The following is a 25,308-nucleotide window of genomic DNA, read 5'->3' on the forward strand; positions in this document are numbered from 1 at the left end:
CTCCTTCTCACTCGTAACGCAACGCGTCGATCGGGCGCAGCCCGGCCGCCCGGTGGGCGGGCACGCTGCCGAAGAACAGTCCGATGGCGACGGAGACGCCCAGCGCCAGCGCGATCGAGGCCGGCACGACCTCCGGGCGCACGCCGGCGATGGTGAACCGGCTGCCGGCCAGCGCCACCGCCACGCCGAGGCCGCCGCCGAGCAGGCTGAGCATCGTCGCCTCGGCCAGGAACTGGGTCAGGATCGCGCCGCGGGGCGCGCCGAGGGCCTTGCGGATGCCGATCTCGCGGGTCCGCTCGGTCACCGTGACCAGCATGATGTTGGTGATGCCCAGCCCGCCGACCAGCAACGAGATGCCCGCGACGGTGCCGAGCAGCGTGGTGAACGTCTTGGCGGTCTCGGTCTGCGTCTCGAGGAGCTGGGACGCGTTCTGGATCCGGTACGGCGTCTGGCCCGTGGTGGACGCCGGCAGCCGGGCGTCGAGGATCGCGGACACCTGCGCCTGTGCGGCGTCCACCTGGTCGGGGGCGGCCGCGCTGACCAGGATCGACGTGATCGACCCGTACCCGGTCAGCGTCTGCCGCACCGCGGTGACCGGGGCGATCGCGATGTCGTCGGGGTCGGCGAACCCGCCCGCGGAGCTCTTCGCGCCGAGCACCCCGCTGACGGTGTAGAGGGCGCCGCCGACGGTGACCTCCTTGCCGACCGGGTCGAGCCCGGGGAACAGCTCGTCCGCCGCGGTCTTGCCCAGCACCACCACGCGGCGCGCCCGGGTGACGTCGTCGGCGGTGAACGCCGAGCCGCTCGCGACCGGGCTGTTGGAGGCCGCGAAGTAGGCGGGGTCGGTGCCGACGAACTGCTGCACGTCGTGGTCCGTGCCGTCGTAGGTGATCGTCGCCTGAGCGGTGACCACCGGCGACGCGGACCGCACCGCGGGTGCGAGCACCGGGTCGACGAGCGCGCCGGCGATCGTGGTGGTCAGGCCGCCGGACGCGCCGCCCTGGACGGTCAGGGTGTTGGTGCCCAGAGCCTCGATCCTTTCGCTGACCTGCCGGGCCGAGCCCGTGCCGACGGCGACCAGCAGGATCACGGCCGCGACCCCGATCAGGATGCCGAGCATGGTCAGCCCGGAGCGCAGCTTGTTGGCCCCGATGCCGCGCAAAGCGAAGCGGAACGTCTCCCGCAGGGTCATGCCGCCGCCTCCCTTCGGTCGGCGGAGCAAGACCCTGGCACGCTGAGCTGACCGCGCTCGCTTCGCTCGCTCATACCGTCACCCGCGCGTCCTGGCGGTCGTCGGAGACGACCAGCCCGTCCCGGAGCCGGACCAGCCGCTTGGCCCGGTCGCCGACCTCCGTCTCGTGGGTGATCACCACGATCGTCCGGCCTTCCGCGTTGAGGTCGTCGAGGATGGCCAGCACGTCCTCGGTCGCCCGGCTGTCCAGGTTGCCGGTCGGCTCGTCGGCCAGCAGCAGTGCCGGCTCGGTGACCAGCGCGCGGGCCACGGCGACCCGCTGCTGCTGGCCACCCGAGAGCTGGTTGGGCTCGTGCCCGGCCCGGTCCGCGAGGCCCACCAGGTCGAGCGCCGCGAGGGCCCGGCGGCGGCGGGCGGCGGCACGGACGCCGGCGTACGCCAGCGGAAGCTCGACGTTGGCCAGCGCGGTCATCCGGGGAATGAGGTTGAACGACTGGAAGACGAAGCCGATCCGCCGGTTGCGCAGCAGCGCGAGCTGCCGGTCGCCGAGCGTGCCGACGTCGACACCGCCGAGCAGGTAGGCGCCGCTGGAGGGCACGTCCAGGCAGCCGAGGATGTTCATCAGCGTGGACTTGCCCGAGCCCGAGGCGCCCATCACCGCGACGTAGTCGCCCCGCTCGACCCGCAGCGAGACCTCCCGCAGCGCGTGCACGGCGGTCGGGCCGGCGCCGTACACCTTGGCGACCCGGCGCACGTCCAGGACCGCGGCCGTCATCGGCCGGTCCCCTGCCGCCCGCCGGCTCCGCGGAGGCCGCCACCGCCGGGCAGCCCGCCGCCGCCCGGGAAGCCACCGCCGCCGGGGAACCCACCGCCACCCGGGAAGCCGCCGCCGGGCTGGTTGCCGTTCTGGGTCCCGCCGGTCGGGATCGTCACCACGACCAGCTCGCCGGCCTCGAGGCCCGAGGTGATCTGGGTCGTCGAGTCGCCCTCGAGCCCGATCTCGACGCTGCGGGTCACGTGCTCGCCGTTCTGGTCGACCGTGACCGTGTGCCGGTTGCCGTTGCCGCTGACCGCCGCCGAGAGCACGGTCACCGCGTCGGTCGCCTCGCCGACCAGCACGGCCACCTCGACGGTCTGCCCGGCCCGCACGTCCTCGGGCAGCGACGCGAGCGTGAAGGTGGCCCCGTAGGTGACGGCGTTGCCGGACGAGGTCGCGGTCGGGTCGACCGCCGCCAGGGTCGCCTCGGCCCGCGCGTCGGGCAGCGCGTTCCAGGTCACCGTCGCCTTCTGGCCGGCCCGCAGCTTCGTGGCGTCGGCCTCCGGCACCGAGGCCGTCACCTCCAGCTTGGTGAGGTCCTCGATGGTGACGAAGCCGGAGCTGCCCGTGGACCCGGTGTCGCTCGTCGCACCGGTCCCGGTCCTAGACGACGAAGAGGACGACGAGGACGACGAGGAGGAGCCCGAGGCCGATCCGCCGAGGGTGCCGCTGACGGCGGTGACCGTGCCGGCCATCGGCGCCTTGAGCACCGTGCCCGTCACCGCGTCCTGCGCCGCGTCGACGTCGTTCTCGGCCTGGTCCACCGCCGCCTGCGCGGACGAGGTGTCGCCCTCGGCGCGGTCGAGCGCGTCCCGCGCGGCGTCCAGGTCGTCCTCCGCCGCGGCGAGCTGCCGCTTGGCCGCCGTGTCGTCGACGGTGGCGAGCGTGGCGCCCTTGGCCACCTTCTGGCCGACCGTGACCTTGATCGAGGTGACCGTCCCGCTGGTGCCGAACGACGGGGACGCGGTCGAGGCGCTGCGCACGGAACCCGACGCGGTGACCGTCCTGGTGACGGTCCCCCGCGACGCCGCTACGGTGCGGGTGGTGTTGCCGGCGGCACCGGCGGAGTCGCTGGCGGCGGCGGGCATGAACGACGAGTAGACCCAGAGGCCACCGCCGACGAGGGCGGCGCCGAGCAGCCCGTTGGCCAACCAGGCCGGGCGAAGGCGGACAGGCATGCGCGCCAGCCTGGCGGCCCCTCCTCGGAGTCAGCCCCACGCCACCTCAAGACCCGCTGGGAACCCGGCCGTCCTCGGGCAGCAGCACCCGGAAGGTGGCGCCGCCGCCCGGCGTCGCGTCGAGCTCGACCCGGCCGCCGTGGCTGGTCACGATCGCGGCCACGATGGACAGTCCGAGACCGGAGCCGCCGCTGCGCCGGTTGCGGCTGGGATCGGCCCGGTAGAGGCGCTCGAAGACCCGCTCGGCGTGCTCCCGCGGGACGCCCGTCCCGGTGTCGGCCACCTCGATGACGGCCAGCGGCCGGCCCGGCGCGATCTCGCCCACGCCCGGCACCGGTGCCAGGCCCGTGCCGGCGCCGCGGCCCACCCGCACGGTGACCGCGGCCGGCGCCGCGGTGTGCTGCAGCGCGTTGGCGACCAGGTTCGTGGCGACCTGGCGCAGGCCGTGCTCGTCGCCGAGCACCGTCACGGGCTCGAACGGGGCGTCGTCGCCGCCCAGCGCGGCCAGCCGCACGGGGCGGTCCGGCACGCGGGCGTGCGCGTCACGGATGGTGTCGGCGGCGATCGCCAGCAGGTCGACCGGGCGCCGCTCCGGGCGCCGCTGCAGGTCCAGCCGGGCCAGCATCAGCAGGTCCTCGACCAGGAGGCCCATCCGCGCCGCCTCCGCCTCGATCCGGGCCATCATCTCGTCGAGCCCCTGGCCGGGCACCGCTCCCCCGCGGCGGTAGAGCTCGGCGAAACCGCGGATCGACGTCAGCGGCGTACGCAGCTCGTGCGAGGCGTCCGCCACGAACTGCCGCAGCCGCCGTTCCGAGGTGGTCCGCGCGGAGACCTCGGCCTCGATCCGGTCGAGCATCGAGTTGAGCGCGATGCCGAGCCGCCCCGGCTCGGTGTGCGGGTCCACGTCTGTGACCCGCAGCGACAGCTCGCCGGCGGTGATCTGGATCGAGGTGCGTTCCATGACGGTCAGCGGGCGCAGCCCCATCCGCACGACCCACGCCGCGAGCAGGGCCAGCACGGCGAGCACCACGAGCATCACCGCGACGTCGATGGCCAGCAGCAGGTCGGCCGTCGCGTCGACACCCTTGAGCGACACGCCCGAGACCGCCAGGACGCCGTCACCCCGGTCGACCACGATCAGCCGCCACGACATCGAGTCGTCGACCGCGCCGACCGTGAAGGGACCGGCGCCGGCGTGCCCGACCAGCTCCGCGTACGCCGGGATGAGCGGCGCCGGCACACCGTCGGGCACCGCGACCACCGGCTGCAGGTCGCCCGGTGGCACGAACGCGACCGCCCGATCGACGTCGAACCGGCCGCGCGGGAACAGCGGGTTCGGCGGTGGCAGCGCGACGTCCCAGGTCGATCGGGCCCGCGCTGCCTGGCTCATCGCCCGGAGCTGCTCGTCGACCCGGTCGGTGAGGTTGCGCCGCAGCAGCGCCAGGCCGACCGCGTTGGCCACGAACAGGGCGACCGCGCACAGCGTGGCGACGACCACGACCAGCCGGGAGCGCAGGGTCCAGTGCCGCCACCGGCGCAGCCGTGGCGACACCACGGGGATCAATCCTGGTCCCGCGGCACGCGCAGCGCGTATCCGACGCCGCGCACGGTGTGGATCAGCGCGGGCTCGCGGGTGTCGATCTTCTTGCGCAGGTAGTACACATAGGACTCGACAATGCGGCCGTCCCCGCCGAAGTCGTAGCTCCACACCCGGTCGAGGATCTGCGCCTTGCTGACGACCCGGCCGGCGTTGACGAGCAGGTAGCGCAGCAGCTTGAACTCGGTGGGCGACAGGTCGACCAGCTTGCCGGCGCGGCGGACCTCGTGCGCGTCCTCGTCGAGCTCGAGGTCGGCGTAGCGCAGCACGCCCTCGTCGGGTGCCACCGCGTGGCTGCGCCGCAGGATCGCCCGGATCCGCAGCACGACCTCCTCGAGGCTGAACGGCTTGGTGACGTAGTCGTCCGCGCCGACCGTCAGGCCCGAGATGCGGTCCTCGACGGCGTCCCGGGCGGTCAGGAACAGCACGGGTACGGTGGCCCCGCCACCCGACCGCAGCCGCTGCGCCACCTGGAAGCCGTCGAGGTCGGGCAGCATCACGTCGAGCACGACCAGGTCGGGCGCGAACTCCTCGGCCGCGGTCAGCGCCTCGAAGCCGCCGGTCGCGACCCGCACGTCGAAGTCGACCAGCCGCAGCGTGGCGGAGAGCAGGGCGCAGATGTTCGGCTCGTCGTCGACGACGAGCACCCGGGTCGGTCGTGAGGGCACACCGTATCTCTTACGGTTCGTGGCTCGGAACTGCCTGGGAACGCCCTAGGAGGAAGCTGTGACGATCTCCTGACCATCGATGAGTCCGCCGGTGATCTCGGTGTACGCGTCACCGCGCAGCCCGACCGCGACCTGGGTCGCGCGGTCGCCGGCACCGTCGCGGACCAGCACGGTGTCGTCGGCGCGGACGGCGGTGCTGGGCACCCGCAGCACATCGCTCCGTGACGCCACCGTGACCCGGACCGCCGCGCTCTGCCCGACCAGCACGTCCTGCGGCGCCTGCTCGAACGCGAGCTGCGCGCCGAACACCACGAGCGATCCGTCGGTCGTGCCGACCGGATCGACCTGCACGACGTTGGCCGTCAGCGGCGCGTCCGCGCGGTCGGCGAGCGTGACCGTCGCGGTCTGCCCGGCCGCGAGCCGGCCGGCGTCGGCCTCCGGGAACGTGGCGGTGACCTGCATGGTCGCGGGATCCGCCATGGTGACCACCGAGCTGCCCGCGGGCACCGACGCGCCGACCGCGCCGGAGACCGACAGGACCGTGCCCGCGACCGGCGCCTTGATCGTGGTGCCGGCCAGCGCGTCCTCCGCGTCGGCGAGCGTGACACCAGCGGCGGTGAGCTGCTGGCGGGCCCGCAGCACCGGGTCTTCGGTCGAGCCCGTGCAGGCACCGCCGGTGCGGCCGGCCGACGGCGCGGTCGTCGCCGGTGGTCGCGACTGCGTGCCTTGCGACGCACCCGGGCGGGCGGTGGCGCTGGGTCGGGCCGTCGGCGTCGGCGACGCCGGCACGGTCGGCGTGGTGCGCAGCGCGCTCTGCACCGTGCGGCCACCGCACGTGGCGGTCCCCGCCGACTCGGCCGCGTCCAGGGCGTCGCCGGCCCGGTCCACCGCGTCCCGCGCGGACGACACCCGCTCCTTGGCCGCCGTGTCGTCGATCCGGGCCAGGACCTGGCCCTTGGCCACCTTGTCACCCGCGTGCACGGCGAGCGTGGTGACCGTGCCCGCCGTGCCGAAGCCGAGCGCGTAGCTGCGGGCCGGCGACAGCGTGCCGGACGTCGCCACGGCCAGCGAGACCGCCCCGCGGTCGACCTTGGCGGTCTGCGCCGTCGACAGCACGGCGGGTGGTTCGCGGGTGAGCGCCACCGCCACCGCACCGCCGGCCGCGAGCAGCGCGACCACCCCACCAGCCACCCACGGCCACCGCCGCCGCCACAGACCCATGGGCGCAGAGTGTCCCGGGCGGCGGTCGGCGTTTCCTCGACCGCACCTCGGAGTTGGCTGGGAGCCGCGGTCCTGAGCTGATTCCCAGCTTCACCCGAGGTGGCCCGGAGGTCGCACCGGTTGCATGAGCCCCGCGTGCCGCGGGAGACAGCCCCGAACCCCGCGGCACGACCACACCCCCACATAGGAGGCGTCGTGCCCCGACGGTCAGGTTTCGTCCTCGCGGCGGCTGCCGCCATGCTCCTGGCCCTCGCCGGCTGCGGCGGCGAGAGCGACGCCGCGGGCGCGTCGGGCACGGACGACGGCGGCTTCACCGCTTACCGGGACTGCCTCAGCCAGCACGGCATCACGCTTCCGTCCGGCCAGCCGGGCGCGGGACAGGGACGCCCGTCCGGCTTCCCGTCCGGCCGGCCGGAAGGCTTCCCCTCCGGACGGCCCGAAGGTTTCCCGTCGGGGCGTCCGAGCGGCTTCCCGTCAGGTGGGCCGGGCGCCGGCGGGCCGGGTGGCGGCTTCGGCGGCCTCCGGCCCGAAGGCGTCAGCGAGGAGCAGTGGCAGCAGGCCCAGGAGGCGTGCGCGTCGGTCCGCCCGAGCATGGGGCCGGGGGGCCAGGGCGACCGCCGGGGCGGCGGCAACCGCGGTGCGGACACCGCCTACCGCAACTGCCTCAGCGACCACGGCGCCACGCCCGGCACCACGCCGAGTGCCGAGGCGGAGCAGGCCTGTGCGGTGCTGCGGCCCACGCCGACCCCCACCGCGTGACCACACCGGCCACGGTGGACGGCCGCGGCACCATCGGTTACCGCCATTGTGGATGGTGTGCGATCCGGACTCCCGGCACGGTGCGGCGGGTTAGCCTGACATAGGTGATCGACTCCGGCCGCGATTTCGGCCCCGGGAAATCGGGCGACACCTCGCATGCGCCGCATCCCGTCGTAAAAAAAGAGCAAATCTCGGGTTTAAAGCCATTGGCTGTGGCCCTATCAGAGGTCACGTGCTTGACTGACGGTGATAGAGGGCGAATCCGAATATTCAGACATAGCCGTTAGTTACGTGTCTATCCCCTGGTTGGGGCCTTCATCCTTTTTGTTGGCCTTCAGGCGCGCTTCCTTGCGGTGACTGCCATCAGCGATTCGCCAGGTTGCACGCTGTTGGGGGGCTAAAGCTGTGGCTGGGATGAGAGGAATTCTCAGCAGACAAAACATCGTGGTCCAGATGATTGCCGAATTCCTGGGCACGATGATTCTGCTGCTATTCGGTATCGGTGTAGTGGCACAGGTGGTGGCCGGTGGGTCAGCGCTTGGTGACCACAACTCGATCGCCTGGGCATGGGGTTTCGGTGTTGTGCTCGGTGTCTACACCGCGGCACGCATCAGTGGTGCGCACCTGAACCCGGCGGTCACGATCGCACTCGCCACGTTCCGCAAGTTCCCGTGGCGAAACGTCGTTCCGTACATCTTCGCGCAGGTCCTGGGCGCCTTCTGTGGTGCTCTCCTGGTGCGCTGGGCGTACAACTCGGTGCTGCACAACGCGGACCCGGGGCTGACCAGGAAGACGCAGATCGTCTTCTCCACCCTGCCCGGTAACGGCTCGTTGCCGGTCAGCCTGTGGGGCGGCTTCCTGGACCAGGTCATCGGCACGGCGATCCTGGTGTTCCTGATCTTCGTGCTGACCGACCGGCTCAACGACCCGCCGTTGTCGAACCTGACACCGTTCATGGTGGGTATCGTCGTTGTCGCGATCGGTATGGCCTGGGGCACCAACGCCGGCTACGCCATCAACCCGGCTCGTGACTTCGGGCCTAGATTGGCGTCCTACATCACCGGATACGGAACGGCCTGGCGAGATCAGTACAACCAGCTCTACTGGTGGGTGCCCATTGTGGCACCGATCATCGGTGGCCTCATCGGTGGTCTGATCTACGTCCTGCTCATCGGCCGTGTTCTGCCGTTCCTCCAGGCCGCAGCCCCGCCCGCGGGCCGTGGTGGCGAGATCGAGACTCCTGTCGACGCGACCGGCGCCGCCGAGACCGGCACGCCGACCGGCGAGCGGGGTCCGATCCAGCCTGGACCGCGCGGTGAGGATCCGCGTCGACCGGGTGGTGGTCCCGGAACGGGACGTGACTATCCGGGTGGCGGACGAGATCCCGGTGCCGGGCCGACAGATCCGGGGCCAGGGCCCAACAGATAGCGACCGGACCCACGAACCCGGAAGGAACGACTGAGATGGCGGATTACGTAGGCGCTATCGACCAGGGAACGACAAGCACACGATTCATGATTTTCGACCACGAGGGGCGCGAGGTCGGGCGCCACCAGGTCGAGCACGAGCAGATCCTGCCGCAGGCCGGGTGGGTCGAGCACGACCCGCTCGAGATCTGGCAGCGCACGCAGGAGGTGATCACCACGGCGATGAGCCGGCAGAACCTGTCGGCCGGCGACCTCGCCGCGGTGGGCATCACCAACCAGCGCGAGACGAGCGTGGTGTGGAACCGCCGAACAGGGCGGCCCTACTACAACGCGATCGTCTGGCAGGACACCCGGACGGACCGGATCGCGGCCGCGCTCGAGCGCGACGGCCGGGGCGACGTCATCCGGCGCAAGGCCGGTCTCCCGCCGGCGACGTACTTCTCCGGCGGGAAGATCCAGTGGATCCTCGAGAACGTCGACGGGGTCCGCGAGGCCGCGGAGAACGGCGAGGCCATCTTCGGCAACACCGACGCGTGGGTGCTGTGGAACCTCACCGGCGGACGGGACGGCGGTCTGCACATCACCGACGTCACCAACGCCAGCCGGACGATGCTGATGAACCTGGAGACGCTCGACTGGGACGACGAGCTCCTCTCGTTCTTCAACATCCCGCGGCAGATGCTGCCGGAGATCCGGCCGTCGTCGGACCCGAACCTGTACGGGATGACGAAGGCCAGCGGCCCGTTCAAGGGCGAGGTGGCACTTCCCGCGTCGCTCGGCGACCAGCAGGCGGCCACGGTCGGCCAGGTCTGCTTCGCCGTCGGCGAGGCGAAGAACACCTACGGCACGGGCAACTTCCTGTTGCTCAACACCGGAAACGAGATCGTCCACTCGCGGGCGGGCCTGATCACCACGGTCTGCTACAAGTTCGGCGACACGGACCCGGTGTACGCACTGGAAGGCTCGATCGCGGTGACCGGCTCGGCCGTGCAGTGGCTGCGCGACCAGCTCGGCATCATCCGCAACGCGGCCGAGAGCGAGACCCTGGCGCGCAGTGTCCGGGACAACGGGGGTGTCTACTTCGTACCCGCGTTCTCCGGTCTGTTCGCTCCGTACTGGAAGTCCGACGCGCGTGGCGCGATCGTCGGCCTGTCGCGGTTCAACACGGCCGGCCACCTCGCCCGCGCGACGCTGGAGTCGATCTGCTACCAGTCCAAGGACGTGGTGGAGGCGGCACAGAAGGACTCCGGGGTCACGCTGGACATCCTCAAGGTCGACGGCGGCATCACCGCCAACGACCTGGCGATGCAGATGCAGGCCGACGTCCTGGGTGTGCCGGTGAGCCGGCCGGTGGTCGCCGAGACCACCGCGCTCGGTGCCGCGTACGCCGCGGGCCTCGCCGTGAAGTACTGGAACTCGGTCGAGGAGCTGCGTGCGCACTGGCACGAGGACCGGCGCTGGACGCCCGAATGGAACGACCAGCAAAGGGCCGAAGGTTACAAGATGTGGAAGAAGGCCGTCGACCGGACGATGAACTGGGTCGAGGTCGACTGAGGTACCAACCGGGGCGTCGCAGGCGTACGCGCATGCGGCGCCCCACCGCATGACAGCAGGAGGTTGCCGTGGAGGCCGTGGCCCTTTCCGCAGCACAACGAAGCCGGGCACTCGCCGGGATGGCCGAGCGCGAGCTGGACATCCTGGTGGTGGGTGGCGGCGTGGTCGGTGCCGGCTGCGCCCTCGACGCGGTCACCCGTGGGCTGTCGACCGCGCTGGTGGAGGCCCGCGACTGGGCGTCCGGCACGTCCAGCCGGTCGAGCAAGCTGATGCACGGCGGCCTGCGCTACCTGGAGCAGTTCGAGTTCGGCCTGGTGGCCGAGTCGCTGCGGGAGCGTGGGCTGCTGCTGCAACGGATCGCACCGCACCTGGTGCATCCGGTGCAGTTCCTCTACCCGCTCAAGCACCGTTTCTGGGAACGCCCGTACGTCGGCAGCGGCCTGATCCTCTACGACACCATGGGGCTCACGTCGGGCACGGCGCGCGGCGTGCCGCACCACAAGCACCTGACCCGGCGCGGCGCGCTGAAGGTGGCGCCGGGCCTCAAGAAGTCGGCGCTGATCGGCGCGGTGCAGTACTACGACGGGCAGGTCGACGACGCCCGGCACACCATGACCGTGGTACGCACGGCGGCGAGCTACGGCGCGCTGGTGGCCAACCGGGCCCGCGTCCTGGACTACCTGCGCGAGGGCGACCAGGTGGTCGGCGCGCTGGTCGAGGACCTGATGACGGGCGAGACCCGCGAGGTCCGGGCCAAGCAGGTGATCAACTCGACGGGCGTGTGGACGGACGACACGCAGCACCTCGCCGACACCCGCGGCGAGTTCCACGTCCACGCCTCGAAGGGCGTGCACTTCACGGTGCCGCGCGACCGGATCCAGCTCGACACCGGGCTGATCCTGCGCACCGAGAAGAGCGTGCTGTTCGTCATCCCGTGGGGCCGGCACTGGCTGATCGGCACCACCGACACCGACTGGGACCTCGACAAGGCGCGCCCGTCGGCCACCTCGACGGACATCGAGTACCTGCTCGAACACGTCAACCGGGTGCTGGTCAACCCGTTGACCACGGCGGACATCGAGGGCGTCTACGTCGGACTGCGCCCGCTGGTGGCCGGTGCCGCGGAGTCCACCGCCAAGCTGTCCCGCGACCACTCGGTGGCCCGCCCGGTCCCCGGCATGGTCGTGGTGGCGGGCGGCAAGTACACCACCTACCGCAAGATGGCCGAGGACACGGTCGACGCGGCCGTGCGCGGGCTCGAACAGGAGAACGTGCCCGAGTCGGTGACCAGGGACATCCCGCTGCTGGGCGCCGACGGCTACCGGGCACTGTGGAACCAGCGGCACGAGCTGGCCGAGATCTGGGGCCTGCACGTGCACCGCATCGAGCACCTGCTCAACCGGTACGGCTCGCTCTGCTTCGAGGTGCTGCGGCTGATCGCGCAGGACCGGAGCCTGGCCGACCCGCTGCCCGGTGCCGACGACTACCTGCGGGCGGAGGCGCTCTACGGTGCCAGCAACGAGGGCGCGCTGCACCTCGACGACGTGCTGGCCCGGCGCACGCGGGCGTACTTCGAGACGTTCTCCCGCGGTGTCGAGGCGGCGCCGGACGCGGCCCGGCTGATGGGCCGGGTGCTGGGTTGGACGCAGGCCGACGTGGACCGCGAGGTGGCGGCCTACGAGCAGGCCATCGAGGCGGACCGCAAGGCGCAGGAGGCGACCGACGACCAGGCGGCCGACGCCGCCCGCCTGGTCGCGGTGGACCTGGGCTGACCGTTCACGAGAGGGGATCCGCGACCGGGTCCCCTCTCACCATCCCAACAACCTGTATAGTACAGCTATGTCCACCAACCCGTTCAAGCAGCCGCGCGCCGTCTGGGCGGTCGCGTTCGCCTGCGTCGTCTCGTTCATGGGCATCGGCCTGGTCGACCCGATCCTGCCGGCGCTCGCCGACGACCTGCACGCGACGCCGAGCCAGGTCTCGCTGCTGTTCACCAGCTACCTGGTGGTGACCGCGGTCGCGATGCTGGTGGTCGGCGCGGCCGCCAGCCGGATCGGCGCCAAGCGCACGCTGATCGTCGGCCTGGCGGTGATCGTGGTGTTCGCCGCGCTGGCCGGCGCGTCGGACTCGATCGGCGGGATCGTCGGCTTCCGGGCCGGCTGGGGCCTGGGCAACGCGCTGTTCATCGCGACCAGCCTCGCCGTGATCGTCGCCTCGGCCAGCGGCGGCTTCGCGGGCGCGATCATCCTCTACGAGACGGCGCTGGGCCTGGGCATCGCGGTGGGTCCGCTGCTCGGCGGCGAACTGGGCAGCATCAGCTGGAAGGGTCCGTTCTTCGGCGTCTCGGCGCTGATGTTCATCGCGCTGGTGGCGACCGTCGCATTCGTGCCGGAGCTGCCCAAGCCTGCGCGCCCGACGAGCCTGTCCGCGCCGCTGAAAGCGCTGCGGCACCGTGGGCTGCTGGTGATGGGCCTGACCGCGCTGCTCTACAACTGGGGCTTCTTCACGATGCTCGGGTACGCGCCGTACCCGATGGAACTGGACGCACACCGGCTCGGGCTGGTCTTCACGGGCTGGGGTCTGCTGGTCGCGCTGTTCAGCGTGTTCTTCGCGCCGCGGCTGCAGGCCCGGTTCGGCACGGCCAAGGTGCTCTACGTCAACCTCGCCGCGCTCGGCGTGGTGATGGCGGTGATCGCCGCCGGGGTGTCCACCCCGACGGTCGTGATCGTCGCCGTGATCGTCAGCGGCGCGTTCATCGGCATCAACAACACGCTGACCACCCAGGCGGTCATGCTGGTCTCGCCGGTCGAGCGCCCGGTCGCTTCTTCGGCGTACGGCTTCGTCAGGTTCATCGGCGGCGGCCTCGCACCGTTCGTCGCCGGCAAGCTGGCCGACGCGTGGTCCCTGTCGGTCCCGTTCTACGTGGGCGGCGTGACCTTCGTGCTGGCGATCGCGGTGCTCGCCACGGGCCACCGGCTGCTCGGCGAGGCAGAGCGGTCCATGGCGATCCCGGCCGCTGTCGAGACGGCCGCGCTGGCGGAGCAACCCGCCTAGGAGCTTCTAGACTGCGGCGGTGAGGATCGGGGTGCTCGGCGCCGCGCGGATCGCGCCGGCGGCGTTGTTCCGGGCGGCGCAGGCCGTCGACGGTGTCGAGGTCGCCGCGATCGCCGCGCGCGACCGTGCCCGCGCGGCGCGGTTCGCCAGGCGGCACCACATCCCGACCGTGCACGACTCGTACGACGACGTGGTCTCCGATCCAAGCCTGGACGCCGTCTACGTCCCGCTGCCCAACGGGCTGCACGCGCGGTGGACCCTCGCCGCGATCGCGGCCGGCAAGCACGTGCTGTGCGAGAAGCCGTTCACCAGCAACGCCGCCCAGGCGATCGAGGTGCGGGACGCCGCGGCCGGCACCGGGCTCGTGGTGATGGAGGCGTTCCACTACCGCTACCACCCCCTCGCGCGGCGGATGGCCGGCGTGGTGCGGGAGGGCCTGCTCGGCGCGATCGAGCGCGTCGAGACCTCGATGTGCTTCCCGCTCCCCCGCTTCCGCGACATCCGCTACCAGTACGACCTGGCCGGCGGGGCGCTGATGGACGCCGGCTGCTACGCGGTGCACTGCCTGCGGATGCTCAGCCCCGGTGAGCCGGTGGTGACCGCCGCCCACGCGCTGCCGCTGCGCCGGGACCCGCGCGTCGACCGGGCCATGACCGCCGACTTCACGCTCCCCGGGGGCGGCACGGGGCGGATCCAGGCGTCGATGTGGTCATCGACGGTGCTGAGCATCCGCGCCAAGGTGGTCGGCACCCGCGGCACGATGTCGGTGTTCAACTACGCGACACCGCAGCTCCCGTCGCGGTTCTCACTGACCGTCGACGGGCGCCGGCAGCAGGAGCGGTTCGGCGGCGAGCCAACCTACGTGCACCAGCTCCGCGCGTTCGTGGCGGCCGTGCACGGCCGGCGCACCAACCTCACCCCGCCCGACGACTCGGTGGCGACGATGTCGCTGATCGACGGGATCTACGAGGCGGCCGGGCTGCCCCTGCGGCCCTGACGCGCGGCCGCCCGGTGCGCGGCGACGCGTACCCGGCTCGCGCACGTTCCCGAGCAGAACCGCCGGGTCGGCCCGGCACCGGTCCGCAGCAACGCGTCGCGGCAGTCCTCGGCCGCGCACCTGCCCAGCACGTGCGCGCCGTGCTCGGCGACGAGCAGCGCGAGCCCCATGGCGCCGGACGCGGCGAGCCAGCCGCCCCAGGACGCGCCGGGTGGGTCGACGTGCAGATGCAGGGGTACGCCGGCGTGCGCGACCAGCCTCGGCCGGGCATTGCCGGCGAGCATGGCGTTGAGGCGCTCGGCCAGGGCGGCCTCGTCGCGCGCGTCGAAGACGGCGGTGAACGCGTCCCGGGCGGCCAGGGCGTCCCGCAGGTCGGCGCCGTCGACCTCGACCGGCTCGGGCTCGTCGTGCGCGCGCAGCAGGGCGGCGAGGTCACCCGGCGCGCGCAGCAGGTCGGCGTGCCGTTGCCTCGGCCCCGTGTTGGCGAGCGCGGTCGCGAGGGCGGCCCAGCGGGAGTATCCGAACGCGGTCACGCCTGTTACGGTACTCGACGTGCAACCCGTTACAGCGCCGACCCGCCTCCTGGTCGCGGCGACCGGCTCGCGCCTGGCCGACGAGGCGGCCGCGGTGGCGGTGGCGCTGCACGTGGTCGCCCGCACCGGCGACGCCGGCCTGGCCGGCCTCGTGGTCGCGGCGTTCGCCCTGCCGACGCTGGCCACGGGCCCGGTGCTGGGCGCCCTGCTGGACCGGGCCCGCCGCCCCCGCGCCCTGTTCCTGGCCAACCAACTCACCCTGGCGGGCGCGCTGACCGGCATCCTGCTGCTGGCGGGCCACGCCCCGGCGCCCGCCCTGATCGGCCTCGGCCTGCTGGCCGGGCTGACCGCCCCGGTGCTGACCGGCGGCTTCAGCGCCCTGGTGCCCCGCCTGACCACCGCCGGCGGGTTGCCCCGCGCCAACGCGGCCGACGCCGCGAGCTACGACGTCGCGGGCCTCGGCGGCCCCGCGCTGGTCGCGGTCGTCGCCAGCCTGGCCGACGCAGGCCCCGCGCTCGCCGCCACAGCGGCCCTGGCCGCGATCGCGCTGCCGCTGGTGGCCCGGGCGCCGATGCCGGGCCCGGCCGCGGAACCCGCCGACCGGGAGCCGCTGCCGACCGCGGTCCGCGACGGGCTCGCCCTGCTGTGGCGGGTCCGGCCGTTGCGGGCGGCCACCGCCGCGACCACACTGGGCTTCGCGGCGCAGGGTTTGCTGCCGGTCGGCTTCCCGCTGCTCGCCATCCACTTCGGACACCCGGCGGCCCACGGCGCCTGGTTCCTGACCGCGATGAGCGCCGGGTCCCTGGCCGGCGCCCTGGCCTCGGCCCGGCTGCTGACCCGGTTCGCGCCGATCCCGGTCCTCGCGGCTGCGCTTGCGGTGCTCGGCACGTCCCTGGCGGCGGTCGCCGCGGCGCCGACCCTGGTGGTCGCCCTGACCGCGGCGACGGCCGGCGGGGTGGCGACCGGCCCGATGCTCGCCGCGACCCTGGCGGTGCGCCAGCAGTCGGTCCCGGCCCGCCGCTACGGCCAGGTGGTCGCCACGGCGGCCAGCATCAAGGTCGGCGCCTTCGCCCTCGGCGCCTCGGTCACGGGCCCGGTCACCGCCTGGCTCCCTCCGCGCGGCGTGCTCCTCCTGGTCGGCGCGGCCCAGCTCGTCGCCCTGCTGCCGTTGGCCACCGCGACCGCGCCCCGCGTCGCGCAGATGACCCGTTGAGCTGCGGACGGCGCCCGGGCATGCCTAGCATCGACTGATGGGCCGATCCCCGGGAGGATCCGCCATGCGCTCGTACGACTATGTCGTGGTAGGCGCCGGTACGGCCGGCTGTGTGCTGGCCGCCCGCCTGTCCGCGGACCCCGACGTCAGCGTGCTCCTGCTGGAGGCCGGCCCCGCCGTGCCGCCCGCCGCGGACTGGGGTTTCCACACCGTTCCGCAGGTCGACGCCGATCGCGCCGCGCTCGCCTACCCACTGGGCAAGGCGCTCGGCGGTTCCAGCGCCGCCGACGGGCTCATGCCCGGGCTCGGCGACCCGGGCAGCTACGACGCGTGGGCCGAGGCCGGCGCCACCGGCTGGACCTACGACGCGCTGCTGCCGCTGCTCGGCGCCGGCGCGGCCTCGCCCTTCGGGCCCACCGCCGACCCGTTCTCGGCCGCCGCGCTCCAGACCGGGCACCACCCGCAGCCCGACCGGGACGCCGACCACGCCGAGGACCGGCTCGCGGCCGTCGCCGACCGGCCCAACCTGACCGTGCTACCCGGCGCGCAGGCCGTGGGGCTCGTCGTCGAGGACGGCGCCTGCCGCGGCGTGGCACACCAGGCCGCCGGGCGCACCACCGTGACCTGGGTGGACGGCGAGGTGCTGCTGGCCGCCGGCGCGATCGGGTCGCCCCGGCTGCTGATGCTCTCCGGCATCGGGCCCGGCGACCACCTCCGCGACCTCGGCCTGCCGGTGATCGTGGACCTGCCCGGCGTCGGCGCCAACCTGCACGACCACCCACGCTCGCAGGTCGCCTACGCCTCCGGCGCACGCCTGCCGGACGGCACCTCGCACGTGCTGGCCAGCACCGAAGCCGACGGGCCGCCCGACCTGCACATCGCGTTCGGCGCCCGGCCGCTGCATCCGCGCAACGAGCCCGGCGACGAGGACGGCTACTCGGTCGTGTTCGCCCTCACCCGCCCGCACAGCCGGGGCACCGTGCGGCTGCGCGACCACGACCCGTACGCCGAGCCGCTGATCGACCCGGCCCTGCTCGCCGACGACACGGACGTCGACCGCCTGGTGACCGGGCTGCGGATGGCCCGCGAGATCGGCGCCGCGCCCGCGCTCGGCGGCGTCGAGGAGTTCCCCGGTTCCACGGTGGACAGCGCGGCCGTGCTGGCGCAGTACGTGCGCGACACCGTGACGCCCTGCTCGCACCCGGTCGGGACCTGCCGGATGGGCATCGACGGCGCGGCGGTGGTCGACCCGGAGCTGCGGGTGCACGCCGTCGAGCGGTTGCGGGTCGCCGACGCGTCGGTGGTGCCGTCGATCGTCACGGGCAACACGCACGCGGCCACCCTGGCGGTCGCCGAGCGCGCCGCCCGGCTGGTCACCGGGCTCAGCGGGTGACGTAGCCGTCCAGCAGCGGGCCTAGCTCCCGGGCAACCGTGGTCAGCGCGCGGGTGTCGCGCTCGGCCCGGGCGATCAGGATCGCGCCCTCCAGCGCGCTGACCATCAGCGTGGCGGCGGCGGTGGCCTTGCGGGCCGGCACGCCCATGCCCACGAGCGCCCGGGCGATCGGCGCCCGCCACGCCGAGAACGCCGCCGCGGCCGCGGCCCGCGTCGACTCGGTGACCGAGGCGTCGACCGTGGCCGCCGCCACCGGGCAGCCCTGGTCGAAGCCGATGGCGGCGAACTCGTCGGTCCACTGCCGCACCATCGCGGCGAACAGCCGGCTCGGCGTCGGCCGCGCCATGCCCGCCAGGAAGCGGTCGATCCGGTTGGCCGCGTACCGGCCCGCCCAGTCGACCGCCTCGTTGACGAGCTGCTCCTTCCCGCCCGGGAAGTAGTGTCCGAGCGAGCCGCGCGGCGCCTCCGCGTGCGCCACCACGTCGCGCAGCCCGGTCGCCGTGACGCCCTCGCGCCGGATCAGCTGGGCCGTGCTGAACACCATCCGCTCGCGCGGACCGCGCTCGGCCATGCGCGCTCACCCCCTATGACGACTGTCATAACCGAGGCTACTATGACGGCCGTCATAGGGGGTGAGCGCATGCGGGTCGGATTCGCCGGTCTCGGCGTGATGGGTGCACCGATGGCGCACAACCTGCTCCGCGCCGGCACACCGCTGGTGGTCTGGAACCGCACCGCGGCAAGCGCCGAGCCACTGCGCGACGCCGGCGCGACGGTCGCCACGAGCCCGGCCGCGCTCGTCGAACAGGTCGACGTGCTGCTGATGATGCTGGCCGACGCGGCCGCCATCGACGCCACGCTCGGCGACGCGCCGCTCACCGACAAGATCATCGTCCACATGGGCACGACGGCCCCGGAGCACTCGCGCGCCCTCGCGACCACGGTCGCGGCGCGCGGCGGCCGGTACGTGGAGGCGCCCGTCTCCGGGTCCCGCAAGCCCGCCGAGGCCGGTGAGCTGGTCGTCATGCTGGCCGGCGACCCCGACACCGTGGCGATCGTCGAGCCCCTGCTCGCCCCACTGTGCCGGGCGGCGTTCACCTGCGGCCCCGTGCCCGGTGCCCTGACCATGAAGCTCGCCGTCAACCTCTACCTGATCACCCTGGTCACCGGGCTGGCCGAGGCCGTGCACTTCGCCGCCGGGCACGGGCTCGACCTGGAGCAGTTCGTCACCGTGCTCGACGCCGGCCCGATGGCGAGCGCGGTCTCCCGGGTCAAGGCTCGCAAGCTCGTCGACCGGGACTTCGCGGTCCAGGCGTCGATCGCCAACGTGCTCGACAACAACCGCCTCGTCGCGGCGGCCGCCCGCCAGGCCGGGCTGGCCTCCCCGCTGCTGGACGCCGCGCACGCGCTCTATGCCGAGACCCTGGCGCTCGGCCACGGCCCCGCCGACATGGCCGCGGTGCTGCACGCCATCGAACGCCGCACCACCACCCAACGGTGTTAGCCTGGGAGAAAGATTCTTAATTTCCCGATATGTCGGTGTTGGGGCGGGTGATGACCCAGGTCGCGTGGGTGAACGCCACGGCCCGCTTCGCCCACCGCCTCTGGGTCGACGGCGCCGTCCGCCGGGCCGCCCGGGCCGCGGTCGTGGCGCCCAGCGTCTTCGCGATCGGGCTCGAGGTCATCGGCTCCGTCTCGATCGGCACGTTCGCCGCCATCGGCGTGTTCTGCCAGCTCCTGCTCGTCGAGTTCGGCGGTCCCATGCGCGAGCGGATCCAGGCCGAGCTCTGGCTGGTCATCGCCGGCGGCGTCCTGATCGCGATCGGCACGCTGGTCTCACCGCACGTCTGGCTCGCCGCCCCGATCATCCTGCTCGTCGCGTTCCTCATCCTGTTCTCCGGCGTGGTCAGCTCCGTGCTGGCCGGCGCCAGCGTCTCGCTGCTGCTCGCGGTGATCCTGGCGGTGTCGCTGCCCGCGGGCGCCGGCCAGGTCATCCCCCGCCTGGCGGGCTGGGGGCTGGCCGCCGGCGCCTCGTTGCTCGCCGTCCGCTTCCTCTGGCCCTCGCCGGCCCGCGACCCGCTGCGCGCCCCGACGGTCGCCGCGTGCCGGGCGCTGGCCGACACGATGCACGCCGGTGCCGCGATCTGGCGCGGCGGCGGGCCGTCGCACGACGACTACACCGCCCTCGTCGACAAGGCGGACGAGGCCGTCCGGAGCCTGCACCGCGGCTTCCTCGCCACCCCCATCCGCCCCACCGGCCTGACCACCTCGGCCCGCACCCGCGTGCGGCTCATCGACGAGCTCGGCTGGATCCGCGACGTCGTCCGGCACCCCGTGCCCCGAACCTTCGGCACCGGACCAGCAGCCGCCACCGACGGCACCGGACCAGCGGACGCCGCCAGCAGCACCGGACCAGCGGACGCCGTAAGCGGCAATGGACCAACCGCGGCCGCCGCAAGCGGCAATGGACCAATCGCGGACGCCGCCGGCGGCAACGAACCAGCAGCCAGCGCCGGCGGCATCGGACCAACCGCGACCGCAGCAGGCGGCACCGAGTCGGCCGCCGCGGCCAAGGAGGCCACCGGTGACCTGCTGGACGCGGCGGCCGACCTCCTGGAGAACCCGGAGCGCCCGCCCGACGACCTGCACGCCGCACAGCGCCGGCTCGACGCGGCGCTGCGCCGGATGGGCACGGCGACGACGGCGACCCGGATCACCGGCGACGGCCGGTCGGCCGAGCTCGTGAGCGCGCTGGAACCCAGCTTCCGCGTCCAGGAGATGGCGTACGCGGTCCGCCTCGTCGCCCGCAACGTCGAGCTGAGCGTCGCCGCCGAGCGCCGCACCTGGCTCCAGCGCGCCCTCGGCCAGCAGCCCGGCGGCCTGTCCGGCCCGTTCGCCACGGCGCGCGAGCGCGCGCTTGCCCACCTCCAGTGGCACTCCACCTGGCTGCACAACAGCCTGCGCGGCGCGGTCGGCGTGGCCGCCGCGGTCGTGGTCGTCCACTACACCGGCGTCCAGCACTCGTTCTGGGTGATCTTCGGCGCGCTCGCCGTGCTGCGTTCCAACGCCCTCGCGACCGGGCAGAGCGCGGTGCGGGCCATCGCCGGCACCGTCGTCGGCTTCGTGATCGGCGCCGTGATCCTGATCGGCATCGGCACCAACATCGACGTGCTCTGGGCCCTGCTGCCGGTGGCCATCCTGATGGCCGGCATCGCGCCCGCGTTGATCTCGTTCGCCGCCGGGCAGGCCGCGTTCACGGTCACGCTGCTGATCCTGTTCAACATCCTCCAGCCGGCCGGCTGGCAGCTCGGGCTGATCCGGATCGAGGACATCGCGATCGGTGTCGGGATCAGCCTGCTGGTCGGGCTGCTGCTCTGGCCCCGCGGCGCCCGCGAGGAGTTGCGCGTCGCGCTCGCCGACGCCTACGACAGCAGCGCCCGCTACCTGCACGCCGCCATCGCGTACGCGGCGTCCTGCTGTGACGGCGCCGTCCGCCCGCCGCCGCCGACCGCGGAGGCGCAACGGTCCGCGGCGGCCGCCCGGCGGCTCGACGACACGTTCCGCACCTACCTCACCGAGCGCGGCGCCAAGACGATGCCGCTCGCCGAGATCACCAGCCTGGTCAACGGCGTGGCCGGGCTGCGGATCGCCTCCGACGCGGTGCTCGACCTGTGGCAGCGGGACCACACCAGCGCCGGCGACCGCGCCGCCGCCCGTTCGCTGCTGCTGCGCACGAGCCGGACCACCGAGCGCTGGTACGCCGACCTCGCCGCGAGCATCGCCGGTGAGCGCACGGCACCGGCTCCCGAACCCGCCGACGTGACCGCCGACCGCCAGCTGGTCGAGGCGCTCCAGCCCGACCTGACCGGCCAGGACGGGGGCGACAGCGCCACCGCCGTCCGGGTGATCTGGACCGCCGACCACCTCGACGCCGCCCGCCGGGTGGAGGTCAGCCTCGCCGAGCCGGCCCGGCGGACCGGGACTTGACGAACGAAGTTAATAGGGTTAGCTTTTTGGCTATGAACATTAACTACCTCGACCGCGGCGCCGGACGCCGCATCGCATACGACGTCCAGGGCGACGGCCCGCTGGTGGTCGGCCTGCACGGCATGGGCGACCTGCGCTCGGTCTTCCGGTTCACCGTCCCCGCCCTGGTGGACGCCGGCTACCGGGTCGCCACCTTCGACTCCCGCGGCCACGGCGACAGCTCCGACGGCTTCGACGCCTACGACGACGTGGCACAGGCCACCGACGCGCTCGACCTGATCGACCACCTCGGCGGCGGTCCCGCCGCGCTGCTCGGCAACAGCATGGGCGCCGGCGCCGCCGTCTACGCCGCGGCGGAGCGGCCCGCCGCGGTCACCGCGCTGGCTCTGCTGGGCCCGTTCGTCCGCGACCCGAAGCTGAGCGCCGGCGCCAAGCTGGCCGTCTCGCTGATGCTGCGCAAGCCGTGGGGTCCGGGCGCCTGGGCCGGCTACTACAAGCGCTACTACCCCGGCAACCCGCCGGCCGACCTCGCCGCGCACCAACTCCGGATCAAGCAGAGCCTGCGCAGCGCCGACCACCTGGCGTCGTTCCGGACCACCGCCGGCACCAGCCACGCGCCGGCCGAGCAGCGGCTGTCGCGGGTTTCCGCGCCGGCGCTGGTGGTCATGGGCGAGAAGGACATGGACTGGCCCGACCCGATCGCCGAGGCCCGCTTCGTCGCCGAGTCGCTCCACGCCGAACTGGTGCTGGTGCCCGACGCCGGCCACTACCCGCAGGCCGAGCGGCCCGACCTGGTCAACCCGGCCCTGGTCGCGTTCCTCGGCAAGGTGTCCGCAGGTGCCTAGGGCCGGCCTGACGCCGGCGGTCGTCGTCGACGAGGCGGCGCGGCTCGCGGACGAGGTCGGCCTGGACCGGCTGACCCTCGCCAAGGTGGCCAGCCAGCTCGGCGTGACCCTGCCCAGCCTCTACAAGCACGTCGCCGGTCTCGACGGGCTGCGCCGGCTGCTGGCCCTGCGCGGCATCCACGAGCTGACGGCGGCCACGACCGCGGCCGCCGTCGGCCGCAGCGGCACCGACGCGCTGCGCGCCGTGTCGGCCGCCTACCGCGACTACGCCCGCGCCCACCCGGGGCCCTACGCCGCGGCGCTGCGGGCACCGGAACGGGGTGACACCGAGCACCAGGCCGCGGCCGAGGGCGCGGTCGCGATCTTCCTGGCCATGCTCGACGGGTACGGCCTGAGCGGCGAACGCGCCATCGACGCCGTCCGGGTGGCCCGCAGCGCGCTGCACGGCTTCGTCGCCATCGACGCGGCCGGCGGCTTCGGCCTGCCGCAGAGCGTCGCCGCCTCGTTCGACCAGCTCGTCGAGGCCCTCGACCGCGCCCTGCGCACCTGGCCCTAACCGACCAGCTTGTCCACCAGGGCGTTGCTGAACTTGCCGGCCGGGTCGACGCGGGCGCGCAGCGCGCGGAAGTCGGCCATCCGGGGGTAAAGCGCGGCGACCTCGGTGGAGACGAAGCACTTGCCCCAGTGCGGCCGGGCGCCCAGCGGGAGCAGGAGCGCCTCGATGTCGGGCAGCAGGGCATAGACGCGCTCGGCGTCCTTGACCCAGGTGAAGTGGATGCCGACCACGTCGCCGCCGTACGCGCAGCTCAGCCAGAGGTCGTCGGCGGCCACCGTGCGGATCTCGGTGACCTGCAGCACCTCGGCGATCCGCGCGCCGAGCGGCCGCAGGGCGGCGAACGCCTCCTGGACCGCCGACCGGGGCAGCAGGTACTCGCTCTGCAGCTCCTCGCCGCGGCTCGGCGTGAAGGCCAGCCGGAAGTGCGGCAGCCGCTCGTGCCACGGCCCGGGCACGCCCTGCTGGCCGGTGACCGCCTCGGTGGGCGCGCCCGCCAGCATGTGCACCGGCTCGTCGGCCGCGGTCGCACCGAACAGGTCGGCGGGCAGGTCGCCGCGGCTCTTCAGCCAGACCTGCGCGATCCGGTCGCTCGACCAGTCGAGGAACAGGCTGACGCTGTAGGCGGCGCCGGTGAGCGCGTCGAACCCGGTCTCGGCCACCGACCACGGCAGGTCGCGGTAGACCGCTTGCTTGACCACATAGGACGGTTCGACGTCGAGGGTGACCCGGGTCACCACGCCGAGCGCCCCGAGCGCGACCACGCTGCCGGCGAAGTCGGGCTCGCCGCGGGAGACCCGGCGCAGGGCCCCGTCCGGGCCGATCAGCTCGACCGCGCGGACGGCGGCGGCGAGCGACCCGGTGCGGTCGCCGGAGCCGTGCGTGCCCGTCGCCACCGCGCCCGCGACGGAGATGTGCGGCAGCGAGGCCATGGTCGCCAGCGCCCAGCCGCGCGCGTCGAGCGCGACCGCGACCTCGCCGTAGCGGGCGCCCGCACCGACCGTGGCCGTGCCGGCGGCCTCGTCGAGCTCGAGGTCCATCGGCAACCCCGCGGTGGAGAGCAGGAGCCCGGGCGTGTCGGCGAGGCCGGTGAACGTGTGCCGCGTGCCGAGCGCCCGCACCCGGTCGGCGCCCGCGACCAGCTCGCGGGCCTCGTCGACCGTCGCCGGGCTGGCCAGCCGCGGCGCGCCGTACCGGTGGCTGCGGGCCCAGTTGAACTCCATGAGCAGCAACGCTAGGTGATCAGCGGCGGCTTTGGAACCGCGACGACAGCCCGTCGGAGCCCGGGTTGGGCTTGGCCGCGCCGTCGCCCGACCGGGCCGCGAGGCCGTGCGGGTCCGGCGCCGGCGCCGGCGCCTCGGGCGTCAGGCTGTCGAGCCGGTCGGCCATCCGGCTCTGGATGTACTCCACGCCCGCCCGGTCGTCGGCCGTCGGCGCGGCGAGCACCGCGTAGACGAGTCCGATCACGACCAGGATCACCGCGAGCACGATCGGCACGAGCAGGTTGGACGCCGTCGCGCCGGACGCGGTGCCCTGCTCCTCGTGCAGGGTGGCCGACATCGCGTACATGCCGGTGAAGTGCATGCCGTTGACCGCGACGCCCATCACGAGGGCCGAGCCGAACAGGGCGAGGGCGCCCCGGACGTTGGTGGCCAGCCAGAGCGCGACCGCGGCCGCGACCACCGCGATGGCGATCGACAGGCCGACCCGGGTGCTGTCGTAGTGGACCTCGGCGTGCAGCCGCATGGCGGCCATTCCGGTGTAGTGCATCGCCGCCACGCCCAGGCCGGCCACCACGCCGCCGATGAGGACCTTGACCAGCATGGACCGGCCCATTCCGGCGATGAACAGGCCGATGCCGACCGTCACGATGGCGATCAGCGCGCTGGCCGCGGTGAGACCGATGTCATAGCGGATCGGCGCCCCCGTGACCGAGAAGCCGAGCATCGCCATGAAGTGCATGCTCCAGATCGCGGTGCCGCCGATCGCCCACGCGGCGAGCATCAGCCACCAGGCCCGTTGCGCGGTGCCGTGTGCTTCGCGTGCGCGCTGCGCGCAGATCAGGCCGAGCACCGAACCCAGCACCGACAGCGCGTAGCTCAGCGCCGGAGTAATCCAGCCGTACCCGAATTGGTCGATATGAGCCATTGTCCGCTTCCGTCCCCCGCCAACTGGTTGCGAGATCAACAATGTCCCATCGATGGGACGATGAACATGCAACTTTCGGTCAGAAAGCATTGTGTAGCCTCACGCTGACCGGACGGCGTGCGTCGATGCATCGCGTCGGGCGTCCGATCAGCGGAACTCAGGGGCGTGGACA

Annotated in this window: 21 protein-coding genes and 1 pseudogene; 12 read left to right on the forward strand and 10 right to left on the reverse strand. The window is 73.4% G+C overall.

The window, feature by feature from the left end; genetic code table 11:
- Window positions 1–7 precede the first annotated feature (7 nt).
- The 6 genes from Air01nite_RS00760 to Air01nite_RS00785 form a co-directional block, all read right to left on the reverse strand.
- Entirely contained in the window at window positions 8–1,192 is a 1,185-nt protein-coding gene (locus tag Air01nite_RS00760; RefSeq protein ID WP_203699780.1) for an ABC transporter permease, read from the reverse strand.
- A 70-nt stretch (window positions 1,193–1,262) separates the two neighbouring features.
- The gene (locus Air01nite_RS00765) at window positions 1,263–1,967 is read right to left on the reverse strand and encodes an ABC transporter ATP-binding protein (RefSeq protein ID WP_203699781.1); all 705 of its coding nucleotides are present in this window, start codon (window positions 1,965–1,967) and stop codon (window positions 1,263–1,265) included.
- A complete protein-coding gene (locus Air01nite_RS00770) occupies window positions 1,964–3,187 on the reverse strand; it encodes an efflux RND transporter periplasmic adaptor subunit (protein ID WP_203699782.1) in 1,224 nt (407 codons plus the stop codon). The genes Air01nite_RS00765 and Air01nite_RS00770 overlap by 4 nt, the downstream gene beginning before the upstream one ends.
- A 46-nt stretch (window positions 3,188–3,233) precedes the next feature.
- Window positions 3,234–4,742 (reverse strand): sensor histidine kinase, encoded by a 1,509-nt coding sequence (locus tag Air01nite_RS00775; protein ID WP_239090405.1) that lies wholly within the window; start codon window positions 4,740–4,742, stop codon window positions 3,234–3,236.
- Window positions 4,743–4,747: 5 nt separating this feature from the next.
- Window positions 4,748–5,452 carry a response regulator transcription factor gene (locus Air01nite_RS00780; RefSeq protein ID WP_203699783.1) on the reverse strand — a complete coding sequence of 235 codons (705 nt, stop codon included), beginning with the start codon at window positions 5,450–5,452 and terminating at the stop codon, window positions 4,748–4,750.
- Between the two features lie 45 nt (window positions 5,453–5,497).
- Window positions 5,498–6,673 carry an efflux RND transporter periplasmic adaptor subunit gene (locus Air01nite_RS00785; protein ID WP_203699784.1) on the reverse strand — a complete coding sequence of 392 codons (1,176 nt, stop codon included), beginning with the start codon at window positions 6,671–6,673 and terminating at the stop codon, window positions 5,498–5,500.
- Window positions 6,674–6,868: 195 nt separating this feature from the next.
- Here Air01nite_RS00785 and Air01nite_RS00790 point away from each other — a divergent pair, with 195 nt between their 5' ends.
- The 6 genes and pseudogenes from Air01nite_RS00790 to Air01nite_RS00815 all read left to right on the forward strand — a co-directional run bounded on the left by Air01nite_RS00790 (window position 6,869) and on the right by Air01nite_RS00815 (window position 14,464).
- Window positions 6,869–7,432: a hypothetical protein gene (locus tag Air01nite_RS00790; RefSeq protein ID WP_239090406.1), complete on the forward strand. Its 564-nt coding sequence runs from the start codon at window positions 6,869–6,871 to the stop codon at window positions 7,430–7,432.
- A 414-nt stretch (window positions 7,433–7,846) separates the two neighbouring features.
- Window positions 7,847–8,620, forward strand: a pseudogene (locus Air01nite_RS00795) (MIP/aquaporin family protein); the annotation flags it as partial.
- Between the two features lie 275 nt (window positions 8,621–8,895).
- Window positions 8,896–10,413, forward strand: coding sequence for a glycerol kinase GlpK (gene glpK, locus Air01nite_RS00800; protein ID WP_203699785.1), 1,518 nt, complete (start codon window positions 8,896–8,898; stop codon window positions 10,411–10,413).
- A 68-nt stretch (window positions 10,414–10,481) separates the two neighbouring features.
- A complete protein-coding gene (locus tag Air01nite_RS00805) occupies window positions 10,482–12,185 on the forward strand; it encodes a glycerol-3-phosphate dehydrogenase/oxidase (RefSeq protein WP_203699786.1) in 1,704 nt (567 codons plus the stop codon).
- 67 nt (window positions 12,186–12,252) lie between these two features.
- Window positions 12,253–13,467, forward strand: coding sequence for an MFS transporter (locus tag Air01nite_RS00810; RefSeq protein WP_203699787.1), 1,215 nt, complete (start codon window positions 12,253–12,255; stop codon window positions 13,465–13,467).
- Window positions 13,468–13,486: 19 nt separating this feature from the next.
- Entirely contained in the window at window positions 13,487–14,464 is a 978-nt protein-coding gene (locus Air01nite_RS00815) for a Gfo/Idh/MocA family protein (RefSeq protein WP_203699788.1), read from the forward strand.
- On the opposite strand, the gene Air01nite_RS00820 is transcribed toward Air01nite_RS00815, so the two are convergent.
- Window positions 14,431–14,997, reverse strand: a complete 567-nt coding sequence (locus tag Air01nite_RS00820; protein ID WP_203699789.1) for a CGNR zinc finger domain-containing protein — start codon at window positions 14,995–14,997, stop codon at window positions 14,431–14,433. The genes Air01nite_RS00815 and Air01nite_RS00820 overlap by 34 nt on opposite strands.
- 19 nt (window positions 14,998–15,016) lie before the next feature.
- Here Air01nite_RS00820 and Air01nite_RS00825 point away from each other — a divergent pair, with 19 nt between their 5' ends.
- A complete protein-coding gene (locus Air01nite_RS00825; protein ID WP_203699790.1) occupies window positions 15,017–16,210 on the forward strand; it encodes an MFS transporter in 1,194 nt (397 codons plus the stop codon).
- Between the two features lie 64 nt (window positions 16,211–16,274).
- Window positions 16,275–17,603 carry a GMC family oxidoreductase gene (locus Air01nite_RS00830; protein WP_239090407.1) on the forward strand — a complete coding sequence of 443 codons (1,329 nt, stop codon included), beginning with the start codon at window positions 16,275–16,277 and terminating at the stop codon, window positions 17,601–17,603.
- Here Air01nite_RS00830 and Air01nite_RS00835 read toward each other — a convergent pair.
- Window positions 17,593–18,174 (reverse strand): TetR/AcrR family transcriptional regulator, encoded by a 582-nt coding sequence (locus tag Air01nite_RS00835; RefSeq protein WP_203699792.1) that lies wholly within the window; start codon window positions 18,172–18,174, stop codon window positions 17,593–17,595. The genes Air01nite_RS00830 and Air01nite_RS00835 overlap by 11 nt on opposite strands.
- 69 nt (window positions 18,175–18,243) lie before the next feature.
- Here Air01nite_RS00835 and Air01nite_RS00840 point away from each other — a divergent pair, with 69 nt between their 5' ends.
- The 4 genes from Air01nite_RS00840 to Air01nite_RS00855 are packed head-to-tail and all read left to right on the forward strand — an operon-like array spanning window position 18,244 to window position 22,991.
- The gene (locus tag Air01nite_RS00840) at window positions 18,244–19,107 is read left to right on the forward strand and encodes an NAD(P)-dependent oxidoreductase (protein WP_203699793.1); all 864 of its coding nucleotides are present in this window, start codon (window positions 18,244–18,246) and stop codon (window positions 19,105–19,107) included.
- A gap of 29 nt (window positions 19,108–19,136) precedes the next feature.
- Window positions 19,137–21,590: an FUSC family protein gene (locus Air01nite_RS00845; RefSeq protein ID WP_203699794.1), complete on the forward strand. Its 2,454-nt coding sequence runs from the start codon at window positions 19,137–19,139 to the stop codon at window positions 21,588–21,590.
- Window positions 21,591–21,622: 32 nt separating this feature from the next.
- Window positions 21,623–22,435 (forward strand): alpha/beta fold hydrolase, encoded by an 813-nt coding sequence (locus Air01nite_RS00850; protein WP_203699795.1) that lies wholly within the window; start codon window positions 21,623–21,625, stop codon window positions 22,433–22,435.
- The gene (locus Air01nite_RS00855; protein WP_203699796.1) at window positions 22,428–22,991 is read left to right on the forward strand and encodes a TetR/AcrR family transcriptional regulator; all 564 of its coding nucleotides are present in this window, start codon (window positions 22,428–22,430) and stop codon (window positions 22,989–22,991) included. Before Air01nite_RS00850 ends, Air01nite_RS00855 begins: the two co-directional genes overlap by 8 nt.
- Here Air01nite_RS00855 and Air01nite_RS00860 read toward each other — a convergent pair.
- Both Air01nite_RS00860 and Air01nite_RS00865 read right to left on the reverse strand, forming a co-directional pair.
- Window positions 22,988–24,211 carry an FAD-binding protein gene (locus tag Air01nite_RS00860; protein ID WP_203699797.1) on the reverse strand — a complete coding sequence of 408 codons (1,224 nt, stop codon included), beginning with the start codon at window positions 24,209–24,211 and terminating at the stop codon, window positions 22,988–22,990. The genes Air01nite_RS00855 and Air01nite_RS00860 overlap by 4 nt on opposite strands.
- A gap of 19 nt (window positions 24,212–24,230) precedes the next feature.
- Window positions 24,231–25,136, reverse strand: a complete 906-nt coding sequence (locus Air01nite_RS00865; protein WP_203699798.1) for an MHYT domain-containing protein — start codon at window positions 25,134–25,136, stop codon at window positions 24,231–24,233.
- Window positions 25,137–25,308: the final 172 nt, after the last annotated feature.

Source organism: Asanoa iriomotensis, from assembly GCF_016862515.1.
In the GTDB taxonomy this organism is placed as follows: domain Bacteria; phylum Actinomycetota; class Actinomycetes; order Mycobacteriales; family Micromonosporaceae; genus Asanoa; species Asanoa iriomotensis.

What these genes read in the sequence shown, in the direction of transcription:
- Air01nite_RS00760 (WP_203699780.1), bottom strand. Translation starts at nt 1,192, where the DNA reads ATGACCCTGCGGGAGACGTTCCGCTTCGCTTTGCGCGGCATCGGGGCC.
- Air01nite_RS00765 (WP_203699781.1), bottom strand. Translation starts at nt 1,967, where the DNA reads ATGACGGCCGCGGTCCTGGACGTGCGCCGGGTCGCCAAGGTGTACGGC.
- Air01nite_RS00770 (WP_203699782.1), bottom strand. Translation starts at nt 3,187, where the DNA reads ATGCCTGTCCGCCTTCGCCCGGCCTGGTTGGCCAACGGGCTGCTCGGC.
- Air01nite_RS00785 (WP_203699784.1), bottom strand. Translation starts at nt 6,673, where the DNA reads ATGGGTCTGTGGCGGCGGCGGTGGCCGTGGGTGGCTGGTGGGGTGGTC.
- glpK (WP_203699785.1), top strand. Translation starts at nt 8,896, where the DNA reads ATGGCGGATTACGTAGGCGCTATCGACCAGGGAACGACAAGCACACGA.
- Air01nite_RS00810 (WP_203699787.1), top strand. Translation starts at nt 12,253, where the DNA reads ATGTCCACCAACCCGTTCAAGCAGCCGCGCGCCGTCTGGGCGGTCGCG.
- Air01nite_RS00830 (WP_239090407.1), top strand. Translation starts at nt 16,275, where the DNA reads ATGCGCTCGTACGACTATGTCGTGGTAGGCGCCGGTACGGCCGGCTGT.
- Air01nite_RS00835 (WP_203699792.1), bottom strand. Translation starts at nt 18,174, where the DNA reads ATGGCCGAGCGCGGTCCGCGCGAGCGGATGGTGTTCAGCACGGCCCAG.
- Air01nite_RS00840 (WP_203699793.1), top strand. Translation starts at nt 18,244, where the DNA reads ATGCGGGTCGGATTCGCCGGTCTCGGCGTGATGGGTGCACCGATGGCG.
- Air01nite_RS00845 (WP_203699794.1), top strand. Translation starts at nt 19,137, where the DNA reads ATGTCGGTGTTGGGGCGGGTGATGACCCAGGTCGCGTGGGTGAACGCC.
- Air01nite_RS00850 (WP_203699795.1), top strand. Translation starts at nt 21,623, where the DNA reads ATGAACATTAACTACCTCGACCGCGGCGCCGGACGCCGCATCGCATAC.
- Air01nite_RS00860 (WP_203699797.1), bottom strand. Translation starts at nt 24,211, where the DNA reads ATGGAGTTCAACTGGGCCCGCAGCCACCGGTACGGCGCGCCGCGGCTG.
- Air01nite_RS00865 (WP_203699798.1), bottom strand. Translation starts at nt 25,136, where the DNA reads ATGGCTCATATCGACCAATTCGGGTACGGCTGGATTACTCCGGCGCTG.